We start from the raw sequence: 19,342 nt of genomic DNA, 5'->3' as shown, positions 1-19,342 counted from the left end.
GAGTTCTACGGCTCAACCTCTCGCAGTTCTGCTTGTGGGAGGTTGAATATTCGAGGCGAGGTAATGGACAAGATTTCCGGCAGGGGCGCTTAAGTCTTCCAGAGATCGCACAGCGATCACCAGGTTTCTTCCTGCCCAGGTGTCGGCAAGTGTGACTGTAGCAATTGGTACAGTTTTTCTGAGACGCTGAGCAGCCGTCAGTGGAATGATTGCAATACCCACTCCAGCGGCGACCATATTGCCGATTGCCTCGAAGGTGCGCAGTCGGGTTCGAATTTTGAGCCGCGCCCCCAGCCGGGTTGCCTGAAGCTCAATGTGCTCCTGCAGGGCACCAGCCGACAGGCCGACGAATTGTTCCTGCAGGACATCCGAGAAACTCACACATTTATGTTCGGCCAGTGGGTGGTGTCTGGCCGTGATCAGCAACAACTGATCCTTCGCAAACGGAACCAGATCCAATTCTGTGGTTTCTGCGGCATCCGATAAAATTCCGATTTCAACAAAACCACGCAAAACAGCGCGAGCGATATCGTTGCTCTGTCGTTCCTTCAGTTCCACATCAATTCGGGGATTTTCCGCCATCCAGGCTGCAAGTCGCACCGGAAGATATTCTGTCACGGCGGCGGTGTTGGCTGCGATGCGAATAGCCGTTCGCATCGCTTTGGCATGCAAGCCCAACTCGGTATGCATGTCGGCCATTTGGCGCATAACAACCCTCGCATGATGGAGGAGCGCTTCGCCCGCCTCCGTGAGGGCAACGCCGCGGCGCCCTCGTTCCAGAAGCAACACTTGCCCCGTGGCTTCCATGTCACGCAGGCGTTCACTCGCGGCGGGAAGCGACAGGCCGACTTCGGCCGCGCCATGGGTAATGCTGCCGGTATCGGCTACGGCGAGAAACAGGCGGAGGTCTGTGAGATCAAAACGCATAAGTGATGTTAGCGCGAATTCTGCCTATGGAAAAGCCGAAGGCTCGATATTGACCTTCCGCATTTCGTCCGACAGTCAGGTCGTTATAGGGGAAGCATGACTTATTCATTCTCCTTGATCCTGACGATTGCAATTACGTTCCTCGGTGCCGGCTTTGTCAAAGGCGTGACCGGAATGGGACTGCCCACGGTTGCGATGGGCATATTGGGCGCGCTGATATCGCCGCTTGCAGCGGCAAGCCTGCTGATTATTCCGTCCTTCATCACCAACCTCTGGCAGTTACTGGCGGGGCCAAGTTTCGGTAAACTTGTCTTTCGCCTTTGGAGCATGATGCTGGCCATTGCGATCGGGACCATAGCGGGTACTGCGGTTCTGGTCGGCGGGAATATTGCAGTCACCACGTCGATGCTGGGTCTGTCACTTGTTATCTATGCGACCTATGCACTGTTCGCTCGCCAGATGAGGGTGCCTGCAAGACTTGAGCACCTGCTATCTCCCGTGACCGGAACGTTGACCGGCTTGATCGCAGGTGCGACAGGCGTATTCGTGATCCCGGCTGTGCCCTATTTGCAGGCGCTGGGGCTGCACAAAGACGATCTTGTGCAATCACTCGGGCTTTCCTTCACGGTTTCGACTGCTGCGCTCGCTATTGGGCTTTCGAGCAGGCAGGCCTATTCGGGAGATCTCCTGCTGGCATCTGTTCTGGCTATCGTTCCGGCACTGGTCGGCATGTTCATGGGGCAGGCTTGTCGTCGCAGGATCAGGCCAGAAAACTTTCGCCGATGGTTTCTGATCGGCCTCATGATTCTTGGCCTCGAGATGGCCTTGAGACCGTTGTTCTCGATGAGTTGATGAACGGAGAATGTTTTTTCCGTTCCGGCAAGCTGATACGGATTTGCTTTCTTGTTCGAATCCGGCAAGGGCAGGATAGTGTCTCACCCCCATGGGAACAGTCTTTTGCTTCAACGGGTTTTCCGCTGAAGTTCCCCTATTATCGGCCTGATTGACGGAATGACCCAGAGAAATCCTGAACAACACCAGTCTCTTGCGTTGCGACTGTTCAAACCGGTGCTTGCCGGAGCAACTTTGCGAGAACGTTCGATTGCCTGCCTCGGCGCCTTGATGGGTATTGCGCTGACTGGCTTCATATCGAGTTTGCTACTGGGAAACGGTCCGCATTTGCCTTTGATCGTTGCACCGATCGGCGCGTCGGCGGTTCTGCTCTTCGCAGTTCCGACCAGCCCGCTGGCTCAGCCATGGTCGATCATCGGCGGCAACACAATTTCTGCCTTTGTGGGACTGGCCGTCACCCAGTTTGTCGACGATCCGGCTTTGGCTATTGGTCTTTGCGTTGCTCTCGCCATCGCGGCGATGTCCGTTACCCGCAGCCTTCATCCGCCCGGTGGCGCTGCGGCCCTGACGGCGGTTCTGGGCGGCTCGGCGGTCGCCAAGTGGGGGTTCCTTTTTCCGCTTATACCAGTCGCTCTGAATTCGTGCCTTCTCGTTGGGGTGGGTATCCTGTTTCACAAATTGTCACGCAGGAAATACCCGCATGTGGCTGCCGCCGTGCCGGTAAACAAACACAGCACAGTCGATCTGCCGCCTTCGGTCCGCATGGGTATCCGTGAGGAAGACATCGACCGTGCGTTGCTTGCGCTGGATGAAAGCTTCGATATCGATCGCAACGATCTTGGACGTTTGCTGCGGCAAGTGGAACTGGAAGTGTCCATTCGCTCGCATGGCGACCTGACATGCGCCGACATTATGTCTCGCGATGTCATCAGTATCGATGAGGAGGCAACCGCCAGCCAGGCACGAGACCTGATCTTGCGACACAATCTCATGACCTTGCCGGTACACTCGGCTGACGGTCGCCTGAAGGGCGTGATCGGTTTGCGCGAGTTGATGCATCCGGGCGATGATTTCAGAAATTATATCGTGGAGGCTCCAACCGCTTCGCAGGCCGATCCGGTAATGAGCCTTTTACCCAGCCTGACCGATGGATTGGCACACGCTGTCGTGGTCATCGATGAAATGTGTCGCATCATCGGTCTGGTGTCACAGAGCGATCTTCTGAGCACGCTTGCCCGTTCTCTTCCCAATGAAAAGCTGATGCCTCTGAAAGCAGCATAACCCGCCGGGATTATGCTTCTCTATTGAAGTGGGATGGTTTTCCGGGCAGGGTTTCCTGGCCCCGGAAATCTGCAGCAGGTAATTATGTCCGTCCAGCGCGCGAGCTTCTATATTCTACTGGCATTGGTCACCATCGCTTTTGCGTGGCTGCTGCTGCCTTATTATTCGGCAGTTCTTTGGGCAGTCATTCTCGCCGTGGTCTTCTCACCGGTACAGCAGCGCCTTGAACGTCTGCTCGGCGGTAGAAAGAACATCGCGGCTCTGCTTTCGGTCTTGATGTGCATATGTCTGGTCATCATTCCAATGCTGGCGATTTTCGGTTCGCTGGTGCAGGAGGGGAATTCTCTCTATCAACGCCTGAGCAGCCGCGAGTTCGATCTGAACAGCTATATTTCACGTATTCTCAGCGCCCTGCCGGATTCACTGGAGGAATGGCTGACCCGGTTCGAACTGGGTAACTTTGCGGAATGGCGTTCGCGCATATCGACTGCGATCATGCAGGGCAGTCAGCTTTTTGCCGGAAAGCTGGTCAGTTTCGGCCAGAACACACTGCAATTCTTCATCGGCTTCGGCATCATGCTTTATCTCTTGTTCTTTCTGTTCCGCGACGGTGCGGATCTCGGACGGAAGATCAGGCAGGCCATTCCGCTCAATGACGATTACACACGACAGTTTCTGGAAAAGTTTACCGCCGTCATTCGTGCGACAGTGAAGGGCAATATCATCATTGCCATCATTCAGGGCACGATAGGTGGCGTGACTTTCTGGTTCCTGGGCTTGGAAGCAGCCTTGCTCTGGGGCGTGTTGATGACTTTCCTTTCCATGCTGCCAGCCGTCGGTGCCGCACTTGTCTGGGTGCCTGCCGCCGCGTGGTTCTTCGCAAGCGGGGAATGGATCAGTGGAAGCATTCTGGTTTTCGTCGGCGTATTCGTGATCGGACTAGTTGATAATCTCCTGCGTCCGCCGCTCGTCGGAAAAGGCACCCGGATGCCGGATTATGTTGTCCTGATCTCCACGGTTGGAGGCATTTCACTGATCGGGATCAACGGTTTTGTGGTCGGACCGCTGATTGCTGCGATGTTCATTGCTGCCTGGTCGCTTCTGGCAGAAGAGCAGAAGAGCAAGGGTTCTGCGCAACTGCCAAAAGACTAAATCTCTAAGCGACTTTCAGTTCGGCGATGGGAATGCCGGTTTCGGTCATCTTGTTGTCGACGCCGTTTTCATCGAGAAACTGCTTCATCTCGGCATAGGTCTCGAACCATGCCCGATTATATTTGTCGAACAGCGACTGATCCCAATAGTCTTCCAGCCGGAAAGGCTTGTCGCTGAAGACGTCATAGCTCGGTATCTTGTAGGTTTCAGCGAATTCTGCTGTGCGGCTGTCATAGGTGAAATAGATGGACGGCACGCCATTGGCCAGCGCCATCAGATTGCCGTGCAGACGATAACCAAGGACGAGCTGCTGCCTGCGCACCAGTTCCTCGTAATCGGCGACGACGTCCGAATAGAACATGCGATTGCGATAGAGGTTTTCTATCGTTTCATCGAAATACCAGTCCGCTGTCCAGCGGTGGTTCTTGAGGGCTGCGATAGCCTCTTCCTTCTGCTCCGCTGTGCCGAAGACCATCTTCTTTTCGTCGATCTCGCCCTGCGCCATCAATGTTACATCGAAGCGTCCGGCCATGGATTTGATGAGGTCGCGGTGACGGGTCAGATATTGCTCGATGTCCTGCGCATAGGCGGGGGAAACCTCGCGGCGAACCGTAACGCCGACTTGGGCAACGTTTTCCAGCGGCGGCAACTTGATACGCAAATGCTGGTTGTTGCGACGAAACGCGGTCGGGCAACCGATGATGCGCACATTGCGGATGCCGATATCGTTCAGCACCTGGGCCGTGTAAGCGCCGCGCACACCGATGGACGTCGTGGAGTCTGCAATGATGCGCAGGACCGCCTTCGTCTCTTCGGAAAGCTGTATTTCCCCTCTGACCGGCGCTTGCGCTCCGACGCCGAATGCGATGACCGGCAGTTTCAGCCGCTGCAATACCGGGATCGTGTCACGCCAGTTCATATCCTTGTTGATATAATTCGAGCCACGCAGGATCACATAATCATATTCTTCACGAAGCTGATCGATTTTCTCCGGTGAGAAATTGGTGATCGGGAGTTCGGAAGCCTTTTCGTAATTCATCAGCTTCAGTGATGACTCGAAGACGAAGGCATCGCCGATATTGTGATAGTGATTGATGCTGCCCTGAACGTCGGTGTGACGATACCAGCGGACATTGTCGTGATCGTACACTTCTCCCGCAGGGATCATGACGAGGGCGCGTGCCATACGGTCTTCCTTCTTCTAAAGATACAGGTAAGCCAGGCTCAGCTTGCCTGAGAAAGAGCAGTTTGCGTAACTGCCGGTTTCTGTCTGCGAGGTTTTGACTCACGCAGCCGTTTATAAAGATCGAGGTGCTCCTTCGCGCAATCAACATAGTGGACCGGATTGCGGATGGAATGATGCAACCCGTCCCATATGCTCGGCTCGCTGAGCACTTCTGTAAAGCGGTCGGCCAGATCCTCGGCGCTGCGAACACGGAAATGCAGGCCGTCTTCGCCGTCGCGGATCTTCTCAGCCATACCGCCTATATTCGAGCAGATGACCGGACGGCGATGGTGCAGCGCCTCCTGAATGACAATGGGTGAGTTTTCCCACCAGATCGAGGGCATAACTACCCAGTCGACTGATTGCATCAGACGTGGCATTTCAGCATTCTGGTAGGCGCCGTAGAACCGTACGCGCGGGCCGGCTTCTTCGATCAGTTTCTGCATGCGTTCCTGAAAGGCGGGCGGCTGCTTTTCCAGATTGCCACCGAAGATCATCAGGCGAGAATCTTCACCCCAAACCTGTTCTGGTACACGCGATACGGCATCGACCAGCACATCTATGCCCTTGAACGGATTGATCTGACCGAAGAACGCAAAGCGGCTGCGACGTGGGTTCGGGCCGGTCAACTCACGTGCGGGCGTGACGTCGCGGATGGCGATGCCATTCTCGATAACGGCCATCTTGTCCGGGTTGAGGCCCCAATCGAGATAGCGGTTGGCAAGAAACTCGCTCGGCGAGACGAAGGCGTCGGCCAATTCCAGCATGCCGCGTACGAAACGCTCTCGTTTCAGGAAACGTGCTGGTGGTATCTGCGGAAAACAGGCGTGGCAATCGATGGGTGATGCCTCGTTGCAGAGCTTGGACGTGCCAGCCTTGACCATCTGGCCGTCATTGTTGCAGATGGATAGAAACTCGTGAAACGTCACCAGAATGACGCGATCTGGCAGCGCCTCGCGGATGGCATAGAGAGTTTCAAGCCCGAGCCCGAGAACATGATGAAAATGCACGATGTCCGGGTCGAAGTCGCGGACAAAGCGCAACAGGTCACGGCGGATTTCATCGGTGTTCTTGTTCGACAGATAGAAATGATCGTACTCGTCGGCATGGAACAGGATTTCGTCGCTGGCGCGCCGCATGCTCATCAGCGCTGTCGTGCCGTGCCGCGGGATTGGGTGAGCGGCCCGTGCCAGATAGACCGACTGCACACCGGGAACAGCGTTCAACCCCTTGTGCAGATTGTAGGAAGCGATTTCACCGCCCCCGAGCGAGATCGAAGGGTGAGCGTGCGAGATCACGAGAACACGAAGTTTGTCGCTCATGCGGGTTCCTCCGTTTCTATCTTGCGTCGGCCAGCGAGAATGGAGGACCAGCGTGCGTCGAAGACCTGCCGGTCGATGCGTTCGATCAAGGCAATGGTCGATGCCCTGTCGGTTACGGATGTGTCGTCAGCTCCCAGCATCTGTGCTGAAGGCAACCAGTAGGAGCGCAAGCCCGATTGTTTCAGTTTCAACCCGAGATCCAATCCCTTTTCATGGGTACCGAGATAACCGCGCGTGAAACCGCCCACGGAAAACAGGGCTTCACGCGGAAGAATGCAGCACTCGAACGTTGCCGTTGCCACTTCCGTCAATGACATGCCCGAAACGGCGTCGATGGGATAACCGGCATAGCGACTGATCAGGGCGCGGTCAGATTGCGGCCCGGCTACCCAGGTTCCGGCCCAGCGGATTGAATCATCCTCATAGGCAAGAGTGGGAGACAGAACGCAATCCTTGTGGGCTTCGTAGGCGCTGATGAGCTTGTTGAGCCAGCCGGAGCGGCGCGGCAGCAGCGATCCGGCCAGAAATATAACCTGATCCGTTGAAACTGTGCGGGCGCCGACTTCCAGCGCATCGTAGAGGTCTTCCGAGCCTGTAGCGGAAACGAGACGGATACGCAGGCGATAGAAATCTGCAAGACGCCTGATCTGTACGCCGACGCGATCAATAATCTCGGTCGCAGCCGCGATCACAATCGGCGCGATCCGGGTTTCGGGATCGAGCGCAAGAAGCGCGAGCAATGGTTCGATTTCCTCGACGCGTTCGTCGATGCCGATGATGACCGCAGGTCCGATCGCGTCTTCGAAGGGGCCGAGATCGACCACGCCAAAGACTTCCGGCGCAGGACGGTTGACGCCGCGCAGCAAAGGCACGAGCTGCTGATCGACAATATGGCGCAGAGCCCATGCATTCGGATCGGTTGCCCGGATTTGCCGGACGATGGCGTCACGTGACGTGAGGCGGGTCGGCGTCAATGGAAAGAAGGCACGCCGTCCATCACTGATCGCAAGTTCGAGATAGAATGGCGAGGTGCTGTCACCGGCAAGTTCCGGCGCAAAAGCAACGAAGCCATGAGCGTGACGGCTGGGATCAAGACCTGCATTGAAGGGCGATTGATTGTCGAATTCGCGGGTGACGTCCGGTCGGTCGATGCGAGTCCAGGTGTTATCGATCTGGATTTCACCGCGATGACGGCGCAGCTTCACGCTTTCCACATGACTGTCGGGATCAAGCAGCCAGCCAGAAACCAGTATACCGCTGCCTTCAACCCGGAAAACATTGTCTATCCCCATCCTGACGGGAAAGGGCAGGCCGGATACCGTGTCGGCGCCATCGAAGCGATTTGCGGCGGAACGCATGCGCAGCAGGATGTCGGTCGAGCTGCGTACCCGCGGCAGGATCGCCCGGATATGGCTCGGCGTTTCCCGGGAACCGGACAGCAGTCTGCGATCGTAGACTTCGGTAAATCGCCAGCCCCGTCGTCCGCGAAACAAAAGCCGTTCGATATCGGTGGGTTCGACCGGCTCATTGGCAAGCAGAAGGCCTGCAAATCCGGACGCTTCATCATTGAGATCGGGCCGCGCAAAAACACTGACTGCACATTCTGCAAGCGATGGGTTCTTACCGCTGATCAACAGGCGGGTAACCGAGGGTGTCAGATCCTGTGCCCAGCCCTGCACAAAAATCTCGCCTTCATCGCTACCGCCGATGAGTTCGATGCAGCCGTCGGAACGGGCTCCAGCCTGCAACAGGACGGTGATGGCCGAAAGTTTCTTTCGGCTGATAGGGCCGGAAATCAGTCCTTCCACGAGTTCATCGATGACACCCGGCAAGCTCGGTCCGGCAAGATCGCCTATCATAGCGACAAAATCTGCGATGGAAGCGGAACGTGACGCGAAATTGTAGCGTGCAACCTTTGCCCGGTGCTGGAACATAATCGTCTTGAGGGTGCCGCGGCGCAAAGCACCTGTTGGTACGATGGCGACAAAGCCATGCGTCCCGGCTGGTGAAGGCTCTTTGAGTGGCCATGTAATCAGACTTGTCTTTACGCTCATGGCGGGATCGCCATTGAGAAAAGCCGTCACCTGATCGTTTGTGGCACTGCCGATGCCGAGCACCAGTACCAGCGTGTCTTCGATCACGCTGCCAACGACCATCTCGCCCTCCATCATCATGGGGGGACGATCCGGTGACCGGGTCGGTCGGGCGGTCGGCTGCTGCGTAATAGGTCTTTCGTCTTGCGCCATGAGATGTTTCCTCAGGGCATAACCGCAAGGGTGAGTAGGGCACCGGCGACGAAACCGGCCAAAACGGCAGCCAGCAAGAACAGGAACTTGAGGTCGCCGCCGCCGCGCTTGCGCACTTCGTCCATGCGTTGTTCCAGCCCTGCAACAACGCCGTCCATGCGCATTATATGCACGTCGAGTTCGGTCATGCGCTGATGGAGATCAGTACGCAGTCCGTCGACGGAACTTGCAATGTCAAGCAGTTCGGCGGGGGCGGCATTGCCAGACGCATCAAGGGTTGGCGCGACACGCTGCAACGATCGCTGGTTGACTTGCAACTGGCGTTGCGCTGCCATCAGCATGTCGAGCTTGTCCAGAATGCGCGTCATCGGGGCAGCGATAAGCGCTTCGGCGGCCTGTTCATCGGGCTTAGGCACGCGCAGCTTCTGCTCCGCGCCGGACGGATTGGCGGCGACAACGACGAGTTCGCCTGCACGAGCCGCAGCAAATTGCGGCAGCATCACTTCGAAAGCGTGCTTGCCGTCGCCGATGCCGTTGCGTTTCAGGTCGGGACGATCCTTATCGGCAGGCGCCTCGGCAATAGGCTTGTCGTCCAGCAGAACGCGGATCAGAAGCCTTTCCGTTGGAACGGAAGGATCGAAGGCCCAACCATAGAGACGGCCTTCCTCAATGGCGTCAACGCGTCCTTTCATGGCTTCGGTCCTTTGAGGCCCGGCAGAGGCATTGGGTGCCGCTGCCTGCTTTGTTTCCCCCTCGGATGGAACTTTGGTCGCGATGTTCATGATTTACCTCTTATGCTGCCTCGACACGGGCGATACGTAATGTCCCGATCAGATCGAGATAGCGTTCGGCGGTCGTGTCGATGGTGTCCGGATGACGCGCGTTCTCGCTGAGCGATTGGCGCAAATCCGGGTTCTCCGCCATTCGACGCATCGCCTGGGCGAGCGCGAGCGGATCATTCGGCGGAACGGTGAGGCCATTCACCTCATTTTCGATCATCTCGGCCATTCCACCGATATTGCTGCATATGACAGGGCGGTTCTGTCCCTGTGCTTCCTGAATGACAAGCGGGGCATTTTCCCACCAGATCGACGGCATGATGGCGCAATCGACTGCCTGGATAAGCTGGGCGATGTCATTCCGCCGATAGGCGCCCCGGCGCTGGACGAAGGGATATGTTTCGGCAAAGAGCCGCTCGATTTCACTGACGAAACTCTCGCTTTGAAATGGTGCTGCACCATGCACGCGAAGTTCGAAATCGAAACCCTCTGAAATAAGCTGCTGCGCTGCTTCAAGCAGGACTGTTGCACCCTTCCACGGATTAAGATTGCCGAAGTAACCGAAGACCGGCTTGCTGCGTTCAACCTGCTGCGCTTCGACCACAGGCCGTTCCGGCTGGCCATTGGGAATGACGCTGATCAGTTCTTCATCAAGGCCCCATTCGACATAACGTTGCTTCAGAAACTCACTCGGTGAAACGAATGCATCGACTGCAGTGAGGAGTGATTTAATATGCCGCTCGCGCAGTACAAATTTATCCAGGGCTATGTCCTTGAAACAGGCATGGCACCGGTCTGGATCGGCCCCATGGCACAGTTCCTTGCCAGTGGTGCGCACCATCAATCCGTCATGATGGCAGATGGGGTAATAGTCGTGCAAAGTCAGAACGATACGGCAATCTGGTAAAGTGCGCCGCACGATATGCGGGAATTCGGCACCAAGCAAAAGCAGATGGTGCAGATGGACAACATCGGGCCGGAAATCTTGCAATAGCTCAACGATGTCGGGAACGATCCCATAAAGGTCGATCTGACTCATGTAAAAACGGTCAAAATGGCCAGACCAGAGCAGGATCTCGTCGCCGCCATTGCCGATGCTCTGAAAGCTTGTGCCGGGTCGGGCCTCACGATGCACCTTGTTGGTAGCGCCCATGAACATGGCTTCGCAACCGGCGCGCTGATAGGCCCGGAACAGGTCGTGTGCGAAAATTTCCGTTCCGCCGGGATGCAGTGACGGATGGTTATGTGCTGCAATGAGGACACGTTGAGCCATCAGGCAACACCTCGCGAGGCGATGAAAATATCCTGATAGTGATCCGCCTCGATGCCGCGCCAGTGACCGAAGGATTTGGTGTCGAGCGTCAGTTTTGCACCGGCGAGCGCGCGATCCAGGAAACCGTTTTCAAATCCCACTGCTGCAAGCGGTGGCAATTCCGGAACAAACCAGCATGGTCCGCTGCCGTGGCGTTCAAATGCAAGTCGCTTGTCGCGTTTGCCGTGGCGGTCACGCGCGGCCACGTCATCCACCACGAAAGCTGTCATGAACAGCTTTCCACCGGGAGCGAGAACGCGAGAAACCTGATCGAGATAGGTTTTGACTTCATCTGACGGCAAATGCGTGACCACTGATGTCATGATGACGAAATCGAAGCTCTTGTCTGCGAACGGCAGGACAAGACTAAGCCCGCTGACCGAACCTTTGGGATTATAGAGATCGTGGGCAATATCGATGTGGCGGAACTCGAAGTTCGGATAGCGCGACGTGATGTTCTGGCGGCACCAGTTCACGCCACCTACCACGGGATCAATCCCGGAATAGCGTGTCTTCGCTGAATCAAGATACTGCGTCAGCGGCACAGCCATGCGACCGATCCCCGAACCGATGTCGAGCACGCGCGCATCCGGACGAAGCCCGCCCTTACGAATGAAATGACCGAGAAACTCGGCACCAACTGCACGATAGTCACCGTCGCCGACGAACACATTGTTCGGGTCGGGTGAAGGCAGAAAACGGTTCTTCAGAACCGACTGCATCAGCCAGTCGATCTGTGCATCCGGTATTGCTGGTTTGGCTTCAGGTTCTGGCTGTTTCAGCGCTACCACGTCCGTCAAGCGGCGCTCCTTTCAGATTTGGTCATGATCACGTTCGACAGATCGGCAGTGCCTTCCTGTTCCTGCGGCAGGACCATCAATTCGGTAATGTCATCATCCCAGCGCTGTGTGTGGAGCCAGGAGTTATATTGGCTGGCGAGCCCGCGCATGTAGTCCGCGCTGCGGCGGATCGAGCGGCGCTCGAAATGGTAAAGTGCTACAGAAGGCTCATAGAATATCTGGAAGCCAAGCTGTCTGATCTTCAGGCACAGATCGCTGTCTTCGTAGTCTCCGATGACATAGTCTTCAGTATAGCCACCGACGAGATCGTAGATATCCTTGCGCGTGACGAGGCAGGCACCGGTGACGCCGGGCACCTCGCGCGAACGGAGCGCAGGCGGATAGTTGCCCGGCATACCCTTGTAATAGTGGTGATTCAGCCAGATGCCCTGGCGGTCGCGGGCGAAGTAAAGCCCCGCATGTTGAAGCGAGCCGTCCTCAAACAGAAGGCGAGGGCCGATTGCTCCCAGCTTGGGCTGGTCGAACAGCGGTTGTACCAATTGCTGCAACCAGCCGTGTTCTGCCGGAACAACGTCGGAATTTAGCATTACAATGGTCGTTCCGGTTGCAATACTTGCACCTGCATTGCAGGCACGGGCATATCCGCTATTGCGGTTCATGATGGCGAGCTTGAACGGCATGTCGTGCAGAATGTGCAGCCCGCCCAGCATATGTTCGGTGTCGTCTTGAATCTCGGGCGAATCCAGCACGAAGATGAACTCGGCATTTTCCACCAGCCAAGGGTCCGTCGCCATCGATGAAAACTGGAACCGTAGGAAGTCGAGATTGCGATAAAGTGGAATGACGATGGATGCGAGCGGGGAGGCTGGCGTCGTTCCGTAATCCTTCACTTCGGATATGCGCACGGTTGTAGCGAGCTTCTTTTCGACTTCGGTGAGAGCCGGTCCCAGAATATGGGAAAAGATGTGCGGCTTCGCCTGTTGGGGCGGTACAGACCGCAAAATGCGGTTACGCTGCGCCGACGGCTCGAAGGGCTGCGGTGCGGGTATCAGGGGCGCGGTCGTGCCGGACGCAAGACGCATCTGAAATCGCGGCTGCAAGAGAGGGCCAAGATTCTGCACCGAGGGAAGCCAGGCGACAAAGCCTGTCACATCCTGCTGAGGTGCATCTTCCCGTTTTGCAATTTTGGCCGGAAATTTATGAAAGTTGGGCTTCAACGACAATGCGCTACCGCCTTCCGGTAGATATTCGATATCTGCAAGCATGGTGGCCGGATCGTGCATCCATCCGCCCACGATCAATCCGCCGTCAAGCGCCAGAGCGAGATCAATTTCCGCCGCCGGGTGGGTGGCGGACTGCGCGATCTGGCGAATGGGCAGCGGAGCGCGCGTTTGCAGATCAATGGCGACTGCTGCACCGGCGGGACTTAGCTTGCCGAGCTGGCGAACGAGAAACTCCCGCAACGCGCCATTGCCCTGCCATTTGGTCCACCACTTGGCAAAATCCGTTTGTTCGCCGGTCGTCGCGGCAAGTTTGCGAACGGCAACGCCTTTCGGACCGGTGAGTACCAGCAACAGCGACGATGGCAGATCTTGCGCCGCTTCCAGTAGAAAGTGACATGGCTGCCAGGCGTTACGGGCCTGTTTGCCCACCACAAATCTCGGCGGAATGACCATGACGCTGCCGGAAGTGATGCCGTAGATGGCCGAAATCTCGCCCAGCATCGGGTCGACCGCTGTTTCAAGGAGATGGTGCCCCTGAACCGGTTCGCCGCAATGCTGGGCCTCGCGCGGTTCCGGCGTCAACGCGAAAGTCAGGTCCCGCACGAGGGATGCGAAAGTCTGGTTTCGCGAAAGACGGAAAGCGCTGCGCCACGTGGTCAGAATATTTGTGAGAAGCTTGATATGTCCGGGCAGGGTGAGTTCGCTCACGACATATTCAACGTCGAAGGGAGCAAGTTCGTTGGCCGGATACACGATAGCCTGAGCCGTCGGGCCAAGTGAACCCGCGGAGAGCGAAAGTTCAACGGGCTCATTGCCAGTACGCATTGCCCAGAACATGCGTAGACCGCCATTTTCGAGCGGAATGCCAACGCTTAGCAGGGGAACCGGCTGAACCGGCATTTCAAATGTGCATTTGGTAGTCGTGCGAGCCGGGCCTGGGATATCCCAGATGACTACAGCGACATCGGCGCAAAGACGGCAAATGGAGAGGTTCTCGGTTTTGCTTTCAGTGTCCGCCGAATGGTCGAGGTTCAATGTGAGGCCCTTTCATTCTTGTAGGAAGATCCGGCTTGCAGGAAGATCTAGCTTGCCGGAAGGTCCGGGCACGCAAAAATGGGGAAGATGCGTGCCCGGTGAAGACGAAACATGCCCGGCGGGAGGATTGCCGGGCACGCTCTCAATTGTTCAATTAGTGAACAGTGAAGTACTGGTCCGGATGAGCCTGTACGTCGTCTGCATTGGTGTTCACGAGGGTAACGGTGTCGCCATTGCCGAGATCGACAAGGACATTGCCACCAACCTGCGTGACACGATCGGCAAGATCGTCTGCGGAAGAGACATCAAGGCCATTAATGCCCTTCTGAATCTGCAGAATGTCTTCGCCGGGATTGAAGTCGAGAATGACGTCGTTTCCGCCGCCACCATTGAACAGGAATGTATCGCTGCCATTTCCGCCGATGAGAACATCGTTTCCAGCGCCGCCATCTAGGATGTCGTTGCCGTTCCCACCGTAGAGAATGTCATTATGTGCGCCGCCATAGAGCAGGTCGGAGCCGTTGCCGCCCTGGAGAATGTCATCTCCATTGCCGCCATACAGCACGTCGCTGCCATTGCCGCCGCTCAGGACGTCGTTTCCTTCATTACCGAAGAGAATGTCGTTCCCGTTTTCGCCGAACAGGGTATCGTTACCCGTGCCGCCGAAAAGGATGTCACTCCCGTTACCGCCGAAGACAGTGTCGTTACCATCGCCTCCGAATACGAGATCATCACCGCCATGGGCGCGGATGAAATCGTCAAAGCGGGAGCCGAACAACACGTCGTCGTAGGCGCCGCCTTCTAAAGTGGCCATCTGCTTCTCCTTGTGTTCCTGTATGGGGTTTCCACAAGCCGGAATGCTCCGACCATTATGCTCTTAGTAGTCTGCTCTGCATTAACTGGAATTGCAACATCAGTAATTGGTATAATTTGGGCGCTTGTAAGTAACAAATTATTACCATTAATTTATATTGCAGTTATGTAAACAGAAATATGAAATATATTTATCGTCATTATAATTTATATTTATATTGTATTTGTAATGAAATTGCTTCAAAATTTGAATGAAATGCAGATTGTGACAAAAATGTGAATTAATTTCAATAAGATGAAGCCACGCATGAGGTTTCATGCGTGGCTATATAGTTTTTCAGAATTTCAACCTAGATTTGAGTTTTACTATAAAATACTATTGCGTCTAATCCTCGCGGAACGCCCGGTTCAAACTATCTGTGATAGGTGAAACCAAGTAATCGATAGCGCGACGTTCCTTGTGCACGATGATTATTTCAGCGGGCATACCAGGATAAAGTCGGGCAGTCGGATTTGCAGCAAGTGACGCCGGAGTAATTTCGGCACGTGCTACGAAAAATGCAGTATCCGTCTTCTCGTCGAGCGACTGATCCGCGGCGATATAGGTCAATCTGCCGTCGAGCGGTGCCATGGAGCGCTGATTATAGGCAGTCAACCGGATCTGTGCGCCTGCACCAACCGAAATGCTGTCGATATCACGCGGGCTGATTTTCATTTCGACCACGAGAGGTTCGTTTTCGGGAACGATATCCATGATCGCTTCGCCCGGCGCGATAACGCCGCCCGGTGTGCGTAGCCGGATATTTGCGACGATGCCATCCTGCGGCGAACGAACTTCCACGCGCCGCATCACATCCTTGGCCGCAACGATACGCTCCTGTGCGTCCGAAAGTTCGACCTGGCTTGACGTGATTTCGCCGGCGATTTCGGACTGGAGATCGCTTTCGATTCCCGTCAGGGCGAATTCCGCTCCGGCTTTTGCCTGTTCGGCCTTTGCCTTGTCACCGGCATATTCACCACGATCGCCAGCAAGCTGGCTGAGACGTGTATCGATTTCCGTGAGTTTCGATTTCTGGGCAAAGCCTTTTGCAACGAGGCTGGCGATGGCTTTACGCTGATCGCTGATGAGTTCGATCTGCCGATCTGTGGCCGCTATCTGCGATGTGGAAGCCTTTGCCTGCTCGGTATATTGCTCGATGGTCTTCTGCTGGATATCGATCTTGCTCAATTTCTGCGCAAGCCGCTTCTGGAAAAAGATGTTTTCGGCGCGGATGGCGTTCTGCGCGTTCTCGCCGTCATCTGCAAAGCCATCGGGAAAGCTGATTTCCTTCGCACCCGATTGTTCGGCCCGCAGGCGAGCCAGTTTAGCAATCAAGCCGACGCGTCTGCTTTCCAGTGACTGGAGATCGGAGCGGGCTTTGGTGTCGTCAAGCCGGAGGAGCGGCTGGCCGACCTTGACTATATCGCCTTCCTGTACGAGCAGGCGATCAAGAATGCCGCCTTCGAGATGGCTGATTGTCTTGCGTTTGGAATCAACGATCACCGTGCCCATTGCGACCGCAGCACTTCCCAGATTGGCGGAATAGGCCCAGGCGAAGAAGCCACCGAAAGCGACAGCGATTGTGGCCAGGCCCGCAATGATGAGGCCACGCAAAGGCGATCTTGAATCTTCACGCTCAAGATCGAGCGCCCATTCAGGCTTTACACTACCGAAACGGGTGAGGGCCTTGTGATCCGACGATTCTGCACGCGGCGCGAGCAGACTGGAAACACGACGAGGAATAACAGATTTACCCATCATGCGGTTGCTGCTCCCATTTGCGGGCCGTTACTGGCAGGTGTCAGTGAAGCGACGACATCGGTGCGTGGGCCGAACTGCGAGATACGCCCGTTGTCGAGTACGAGCAGCTTGTCGGCGACCTGCATGATAGATGGTCTATGTGCGATCATGATGACAATGGCGCCATCGTCACGAGCGTGTTCGACGGCGCGGATCAGTGCACGTTCGCCGACGGCGTCGAGATTCGAGTTCGGCTCATCGAGGACGATGAGGCGAGGGCGGTTGTAGAGGCAGCGGGCCAATCCGATTCTCTGACGCTGGCCACCGGACAGTGTCAGGCGACCGTCGCCAACCGGCGTATCATAGCCGAGCGGCATGCGTCCGATCATTTCATGGACATCGGCAAGGCGTGCGGCTTCCAGCACTCGGTGCGGGTCGCTGTCGCCCATGCGGGCGATGTTGTCCTTGATCGTTCCATCAAGCAGGGAGACGGACTGTGGCAGGTAGCCGGCAATCTCTCCGAACGAACCGCGTTCCCAGAGATAAACGTTATTACCGTCGAGGAAAACGCCGCCTGAAGATGGTTTCACAATCCCGATCAACAATCGGGCCAGTGTCGATTTGCCCGCTGCCGAGGGGCCGACGACGCCCAGTACTTCACCTGGCGAAATCGAGAAAGAGATACCCTTGATGATCGGAACATCAACGCCGGGAGCTGCATAGATCAGCTTGTCGATCACGAGATCGCCATTGGGCCTCGGCGTCGGCATCGTCTGGCGTACCGCCAGATTTTCAGACAGCAATGACTGAACGCGCTTCCAGCTTGCGATTGCACTGACCCACTGACGCCAGTTTTCCACAATACGATCGAATGGCATCAGCAAACGGCCGATGATGATGCTGGTCGCGATCATCGCACCAGGCGTGATCTCCTGCTGCATGGCGAGGAGCGTGCCTATACCGAGCGATCCGATCTGGATGATGAAGCGGGCCGTGCGGGCAATCGAGGAAAGAGCGCGGGCGCGGGTTCCGCCAAGGTCAAGCGCTTCGAGCGAATTGAGCTGCATCGTGCGCCAGCGGCGAGCGAGCGCCGGGAGCATGCCCATGGCTTCGATGACTTCGGCATGGCGCAAGCTGCTGCCGATCTTTGAAACCGATTCGATGTTGGCTTGATTCGCCTCCTGAATCAGATTGCGGGTCAGGAGGTCCGTCAGCACACCGCAGGCGATAAGAATGACGACGGCAACGAGGCCGATCACACCCAGCATCGGGTGTAACAGGAACAGCACGCCGAGGAAGATCGGCGACCATGCCGCGTCAAGCGGAGCATTGATGGCCGGTGATGTAAGAAAACTGCGCAATTCGTTGAGATCGCGAAGTGTCTGCGTCGCTTTCGGCATGCCCTGATTCACGGAGGCTTGCACTGCCGCTGTCAGAACCGCGAGGTTCAGGCGACGCACTAGCGCACTGCCCATGGCCTGGAAGGACAGCGAGCGGATATATTCCAGCACGCCGAACACCAGCATGGCACCGATAGCAAGCACCGTCAGCATGGTGAGCGTGTCCATGCTTCGGCTGTTCAGTACCCTATCATGCACCTGCAACATATAGAGGGGTACAGTGAGTTGTAGCAAATTGATACAGGCACTCAGCAGTACCGCATAAAGTAGTCCCGATAGGAAAACGCGGCGGGCCTTGAAAATCAGGCCTTTGGGCGTAGTTACCGAATCGTCCTGCCCCTTTTTGTGCGTGGGGCTCTTGCCAATCGATTTGATTTCGCGAGTATCATTCATACGCTATCTGCCTTGGTATGGTCACAGGTGGCGGATATCCCTAAAAACTGTGTGCTACTTCTCAAGTTCAGTAAAGTAATACTGCAGAGAATGTGACAGAATAAAGGTTCTTACGGCGGGGAAATGCGAAAGGAGCAAAGAAAATATAACTGCAAATTTCTTCAAAATTTGAAGTAAAATTGAAAATGGAGAGCAAAAGATGCAAAAACTTCTACACGAGGGAGTGGAAGTCGAAACATCAGTCGATGGCTTTACTGCCGTTGATTTTCCTGAAGTTACCGCCGAAAAACAGGAACGCAGACATCCGGTCCATACAGTCGTTATCACGCATTTCGAACTGGCCCGGATGATAGAACGAGTGAACCGCCGCTTTGTGAGCTTGCTGAAAACCGAGCTGACGAAGTTAGGCGTGGAGGATATCGGTCCGGCCCAGACCTTGGTTCTGATGGCTATCGGCGATGTCGAACTCACTGTGGGTGAATTACTGGATCGCGGACATTACGTCGGTTCCAACATTTCCTATTATCTTAAACAGCTTACCGATGGTGGGTATGTTGATCGCGTCGCCTCGCAGAGGGACAAACGATCCGCACGTATCCGTCTGACGGACAAGGGTGAACGGCTGTGTGCAAGCTTGCGGAATGCAAGCCGGGCCTACAATCATATCCTCACTCGAGACGACGACGATCTCAGAAATCTTGAGATTGCCTATCAGACGTTGCACAGACTCGAACTCGTGTGGGGTAATGCCGCACGATTTGGCATTTGATGCGTTGCGACGATTATCGGTCACCAGCCGAGC

Annotated in this window: 15 protein-coding genes; 4 read left to right on the top strand and 11 right to left on the bottom strand. The window is 55.9% G+C overall.

All coding sequences use genetic code 11. The features are described from left to right. Window positions 1-12: 12 nt before the first annotated feature. Window positions 13-927 (bottom strand): LysR family transcriptional regulator, encoded by a 915-nt coding sequence (locus CQZ93_RS21320; protein WP_105544538.1) that lies wholly within the window; start codon window positions 925-927, stop codon window positions 13-15. Window positions 928-1,023: 96 nt separating this feature from the next. On the opposite strand from CQZ93_RS21320, the gene CQZ93_RS21315 reads away from it, so the two are divergent. The 3 genes from CQZ93_RS21315 (at window position 1,024) to CQZ93_RS21305 (ending at window position 4,212) form a co-directional block, all read left to right on the top strand. Then, on the top strand, window positions 1,024-1,779 hold the full coding sequence (locus CQZ93_RS21315; RefSeq protein WP_105544537.1) for a sulfite exporter TauE/SafE family protein: 756 nt from the start codon (window positions 1,024-1,026) through the stop codon (window positions 1,777-1,779). Between the two features lie 159 nt (window positions 1,780-1,938). After that, complete coding sequence (locus tag CQZ93_RS21310) at window positions 1,939-3,060, top strand: HPP family protein (RefSeq protein ID WP_105544536.1); 1,122 nt, start codon at window positions 1,939-1,941, stop codon at window positions 3,058-3,060. 84 nt (window positions 3,061-3,144) lie between these two features. Further along, window positions 3,145-4,212, top strand: coding sequence for an AI-2E family transporter (locus CQZ93_RS21305; protein WP_105545254.1), 1,068 nt, complete (start codon window positions 3,145-3,147; stop codon window positions 4,210-4,212). A 4-nt stretch (window positions 4,213-4,216) separates the two neighbouring features. Here the strand turns inward: CQZ93_RS21305 and CQZ93_RS21300 are convergent, their stop codons facing one another. The 10 genes from CQZ93_RS21300 to CQZ93_RS21255 all read right to left on the bottom strand — a co-directional run bounded on the left by CQZ93_RS21300 (window position 4,217) and on the right by CQZ93_RS21255 (window position 18,540). Beyond that, the gene (locus CQZ93_RS21300) at window positions 4,217-5,398 is read right to left on the bottom strand and encodes a polysaccharide pyruvyl transferase family protein (RefSeq protein WP_105544535.1); all 1,182 of its coding nucleotides are present in this window, start codon (window positions 5,396-5,398) and stop codon (window positions 4,217-4,219) included. A gap of 38 nt (window positions 5,399-5,436) precedes the next feature. Beyond that, on the bottom strand, window positions 5,437-6,759 hold the full coding sequence (locus tag CQZ93_RS21295; protein WP_105544534.1) for a glycosyltransferase family 4 protein: 1,323 nt from the start codon (window positions 6,757-6,759) through the stop codon (window positions 5,437-5,439). Beyond that, the gene (locus tag CQZ93_RS21290) at window positions 6,756-9,005 is read right to left on the bottom strand and encodes a glycosyltransferase family 2 protein (RefSeq protein WP_105544533.1); all 2,250 of its coding nucleotides are present in this window, start codon (window positions 9,003-9,005) and stop codon (window positions 6,756-6,758) included. The genes CQZ93_RS21295 and CQZ93_RS21290 overlap by 4 nt, the downstream gene beginning before the upstream one ends. Window positions 9,006-9,016: 11 nt before the next feature. Next, a complete protein-coding gene (locus CQZ93_RS21285; RefSeq protein ID WP_105544532.1) occupies window positions 9,017-9,787 on the bottom strand; it encodes a hypothetical protein in 771 nt (256 codons plus the stop codon). A 10-nt stretch (window positions 9,788-9,797) separates the two neighbouring features. Then, on the bottom strand, window positions 9,798-11,057 hold the full coding sequence (locus tag CQZ93_RS21280; RefSeq protein ID WP_105544531.1) for a glycosyltransferase family 4 protein: 1,260 nt from the start codon (window positions 11,055-11,057) through the stop codon (window positions 9,798-9,800). Then, window positions 11,057-11,896, bottom strand: coding sequence for a class I SAM-dependent methyltransferase (locus CQZ93_RS21275; protein WP_105544530.1), 840 nt, complete (start codon window positions 11,894-11,896; stop codon window positions 11,057-11,059). The genes CQZ93_RS21280 and CQZ93_RS21275 overlap by 1 nt, the downstream gene beginning before the upstream one ends. After that, window positions 11,893-14,154 carry a glycosyltransferase family 2 protein gene (locus CQZ93_RS21270; RefSeq protein ID WP_105544529.1) on the bottom strand — a complete coding sequence of 754 codons (2,262 nt, stop codon included), beginning with the start codon at window positions 14,152-14,154 and terminating at the stop codon, window positions 11,893-11,895. The genes CQZ93_RS21275 and CQZ93_RS21270 overlap by 4 nt, the downstream gene beginning before the upstream one ends. A gap of 154 nt (window positions 14,155-14,308) precedes the next feature. Beyond that, window positions 14,309-14,968 (bottom strand): calcium-binding protein, encoded by a 660-nt coding sequence (locus CQZ93_RS21265; RefSeq protein WP_105544528.1) that lies wholly within the window; start codon window positions 14,966-14,968, stop codon window positions 14,309-14,311. A gap of 384 nt (window positions 14,969-15,352) precedes the next feature. Continuing rightward, window positions 15,353-16,768, bottom strand: a complete 1,416-nt coding sequence (locus CQZ93_RS21260) for an HlyD family type I secretion periplasmic adaptor subunit (protein ID WP_105544527.1) — start codon at window positions 16,766-16,768, stop codon at window positions 15,353-15,355. Beyond that, on the bottom strand, window positions 16,765-18,540 hold the full coding sequence (locus CQZ93_RS21255; RefSeq protein WP_105544526.1) for a type I secretion system permease/ATPase: 1,776 nt from the start codon (window positions 18,538-18,540) through the stop codon (window positions 16,765-16,767). The genes CQZ93_RS21260 and CQZ93_RS21255 overlap by 4 nt, the downstream gene beginning before the upstream one ends. A 199-nt stretch (window positions 18,541-18,739) precedes the next feature. Between CQZ93_RS21255 and CQZ93_RS21250 the strand changes: the two genes are divergently transcribed. Beyond that, a complete protein-coding gene (locus tag CQZ93_RS21250) occupies window positions 18,740-19,309 on the top strand; it encodes a MarR family winged helix-turn-helix transcriptional regulator (protein ID WP_010658636.1) in 570 nt (189 codons plus the stop codon). Window positions 19,310-19,342: the final 33 nt, after the last annotated feature.

The sequence above is a fragment of the Ochrobactrum vermis genome (assembly GCF_002975205.1).
Taxonomy (GTDB): domain Bacteria; phylum Pseudomonadota; class Alphaproteobacteria; order Rhizobiales; family Rhizobiaceae; genus Brucella; species Brucella vermis.
The sequence above is the reverse complement of the archived record's forward strand: the minus strand, read 5'-3'. Positions and strand labels throughout refer to the sequence as shown.

Bases quoted from the DNA above. Each gene is read 5' to 3' on its own strand.
- CQZ93_RS21305 (WP_105545254.1), top strand. From the start codon at position 3,145: ATGTCCGTCCAGCGCGCGAGCTTCTATATTCTACTGGCATTGGTCACC.
- CQZ93_RS21290 (WP_105544533.1), bottom strand. From the start codon at position 9,005: ATGGCGCAAGACGAAAGACCTATTACGCAGCAGCCGACCGCCCGACCG.
- CQZ93_RS21285 (WP_105544532.1), bottom strand. From the start codon at position 9,787: ATGAACATCGCGACCAAAGTTCCATCCGAGGGGGAAACAAAGCAGGCA.
- CQZ93_RS21300 (WP_105544535.1), bottom strand. From the start codon at position 5,398: ATGGCACGCGCCCTCGTCATGATCCCTGCGGGAGAAGTGTACGATCAC.
- CQZ93_RS21280 (WP_105544531.1), bottom strand. From the start codon at position 11,057: ATGGCTCAACGTGTCCTCATTGCAGCACATAACCATCCGTCACTGCAT.
- CQZ93_RS21265 (WP_105544528.1), bottom strand. From the start codon at position 14,968: ATGGCCACTTTAGAAGGCGGCGCCTACGACGACGTGTTGTTCGGCTCC.
- CQZ93_RS21310 (WP_105544536.1), top strand. From the start codon at position 1,939: ATGACCCAGAGAAATCCTGAACAACACCAGTCTCTTGCGTTGCGACTG.
- CQZ93_RS21315 (WP_105544537.1), top strand. From the start codon at position 1,024: ATGACTTATTCATTCTCCTTGATCCTGACGATTGCAATTACGTTCCTC.
- CQZ93_RS21250 (WP_010658636.1), top strand. From the start codon at position 18,740: ATGCAAAAACTTCTACACGAGGGAGTGGAAGTCGAAACATCAGTCGAT.
- CQZ93_RS21295 (WP_105544534.1), bottom strand. From the start codon at position 6,759: ATGAGCGACAAACTTCGTGTTCTCGTGATCTCGCACGCTCACCCTTCG.
- CQZ93_RS21255 (WP_105544526.1), bottom strand. From the start codon at position 18,540: ATGAATGATACTCGCGAAATCAAATCGATTGGCAAGAGCCCCACGCAC.
- CQZ93_RS21260 (WP_105544527.1), bottom strand. From the start codon at position 16,768: ATGATGGGTAAATCTGTTATTCCTCGTCGTGTTTCCAGTCTGCTCGCG.
- CQZ93_RS21320 (WP_105544538.1), bottom strand. From the start codon at position 927: ATGCGTTTTGATCTCACAGACCTCCGCCTGTTTCTCGCCGTAGCCGAT.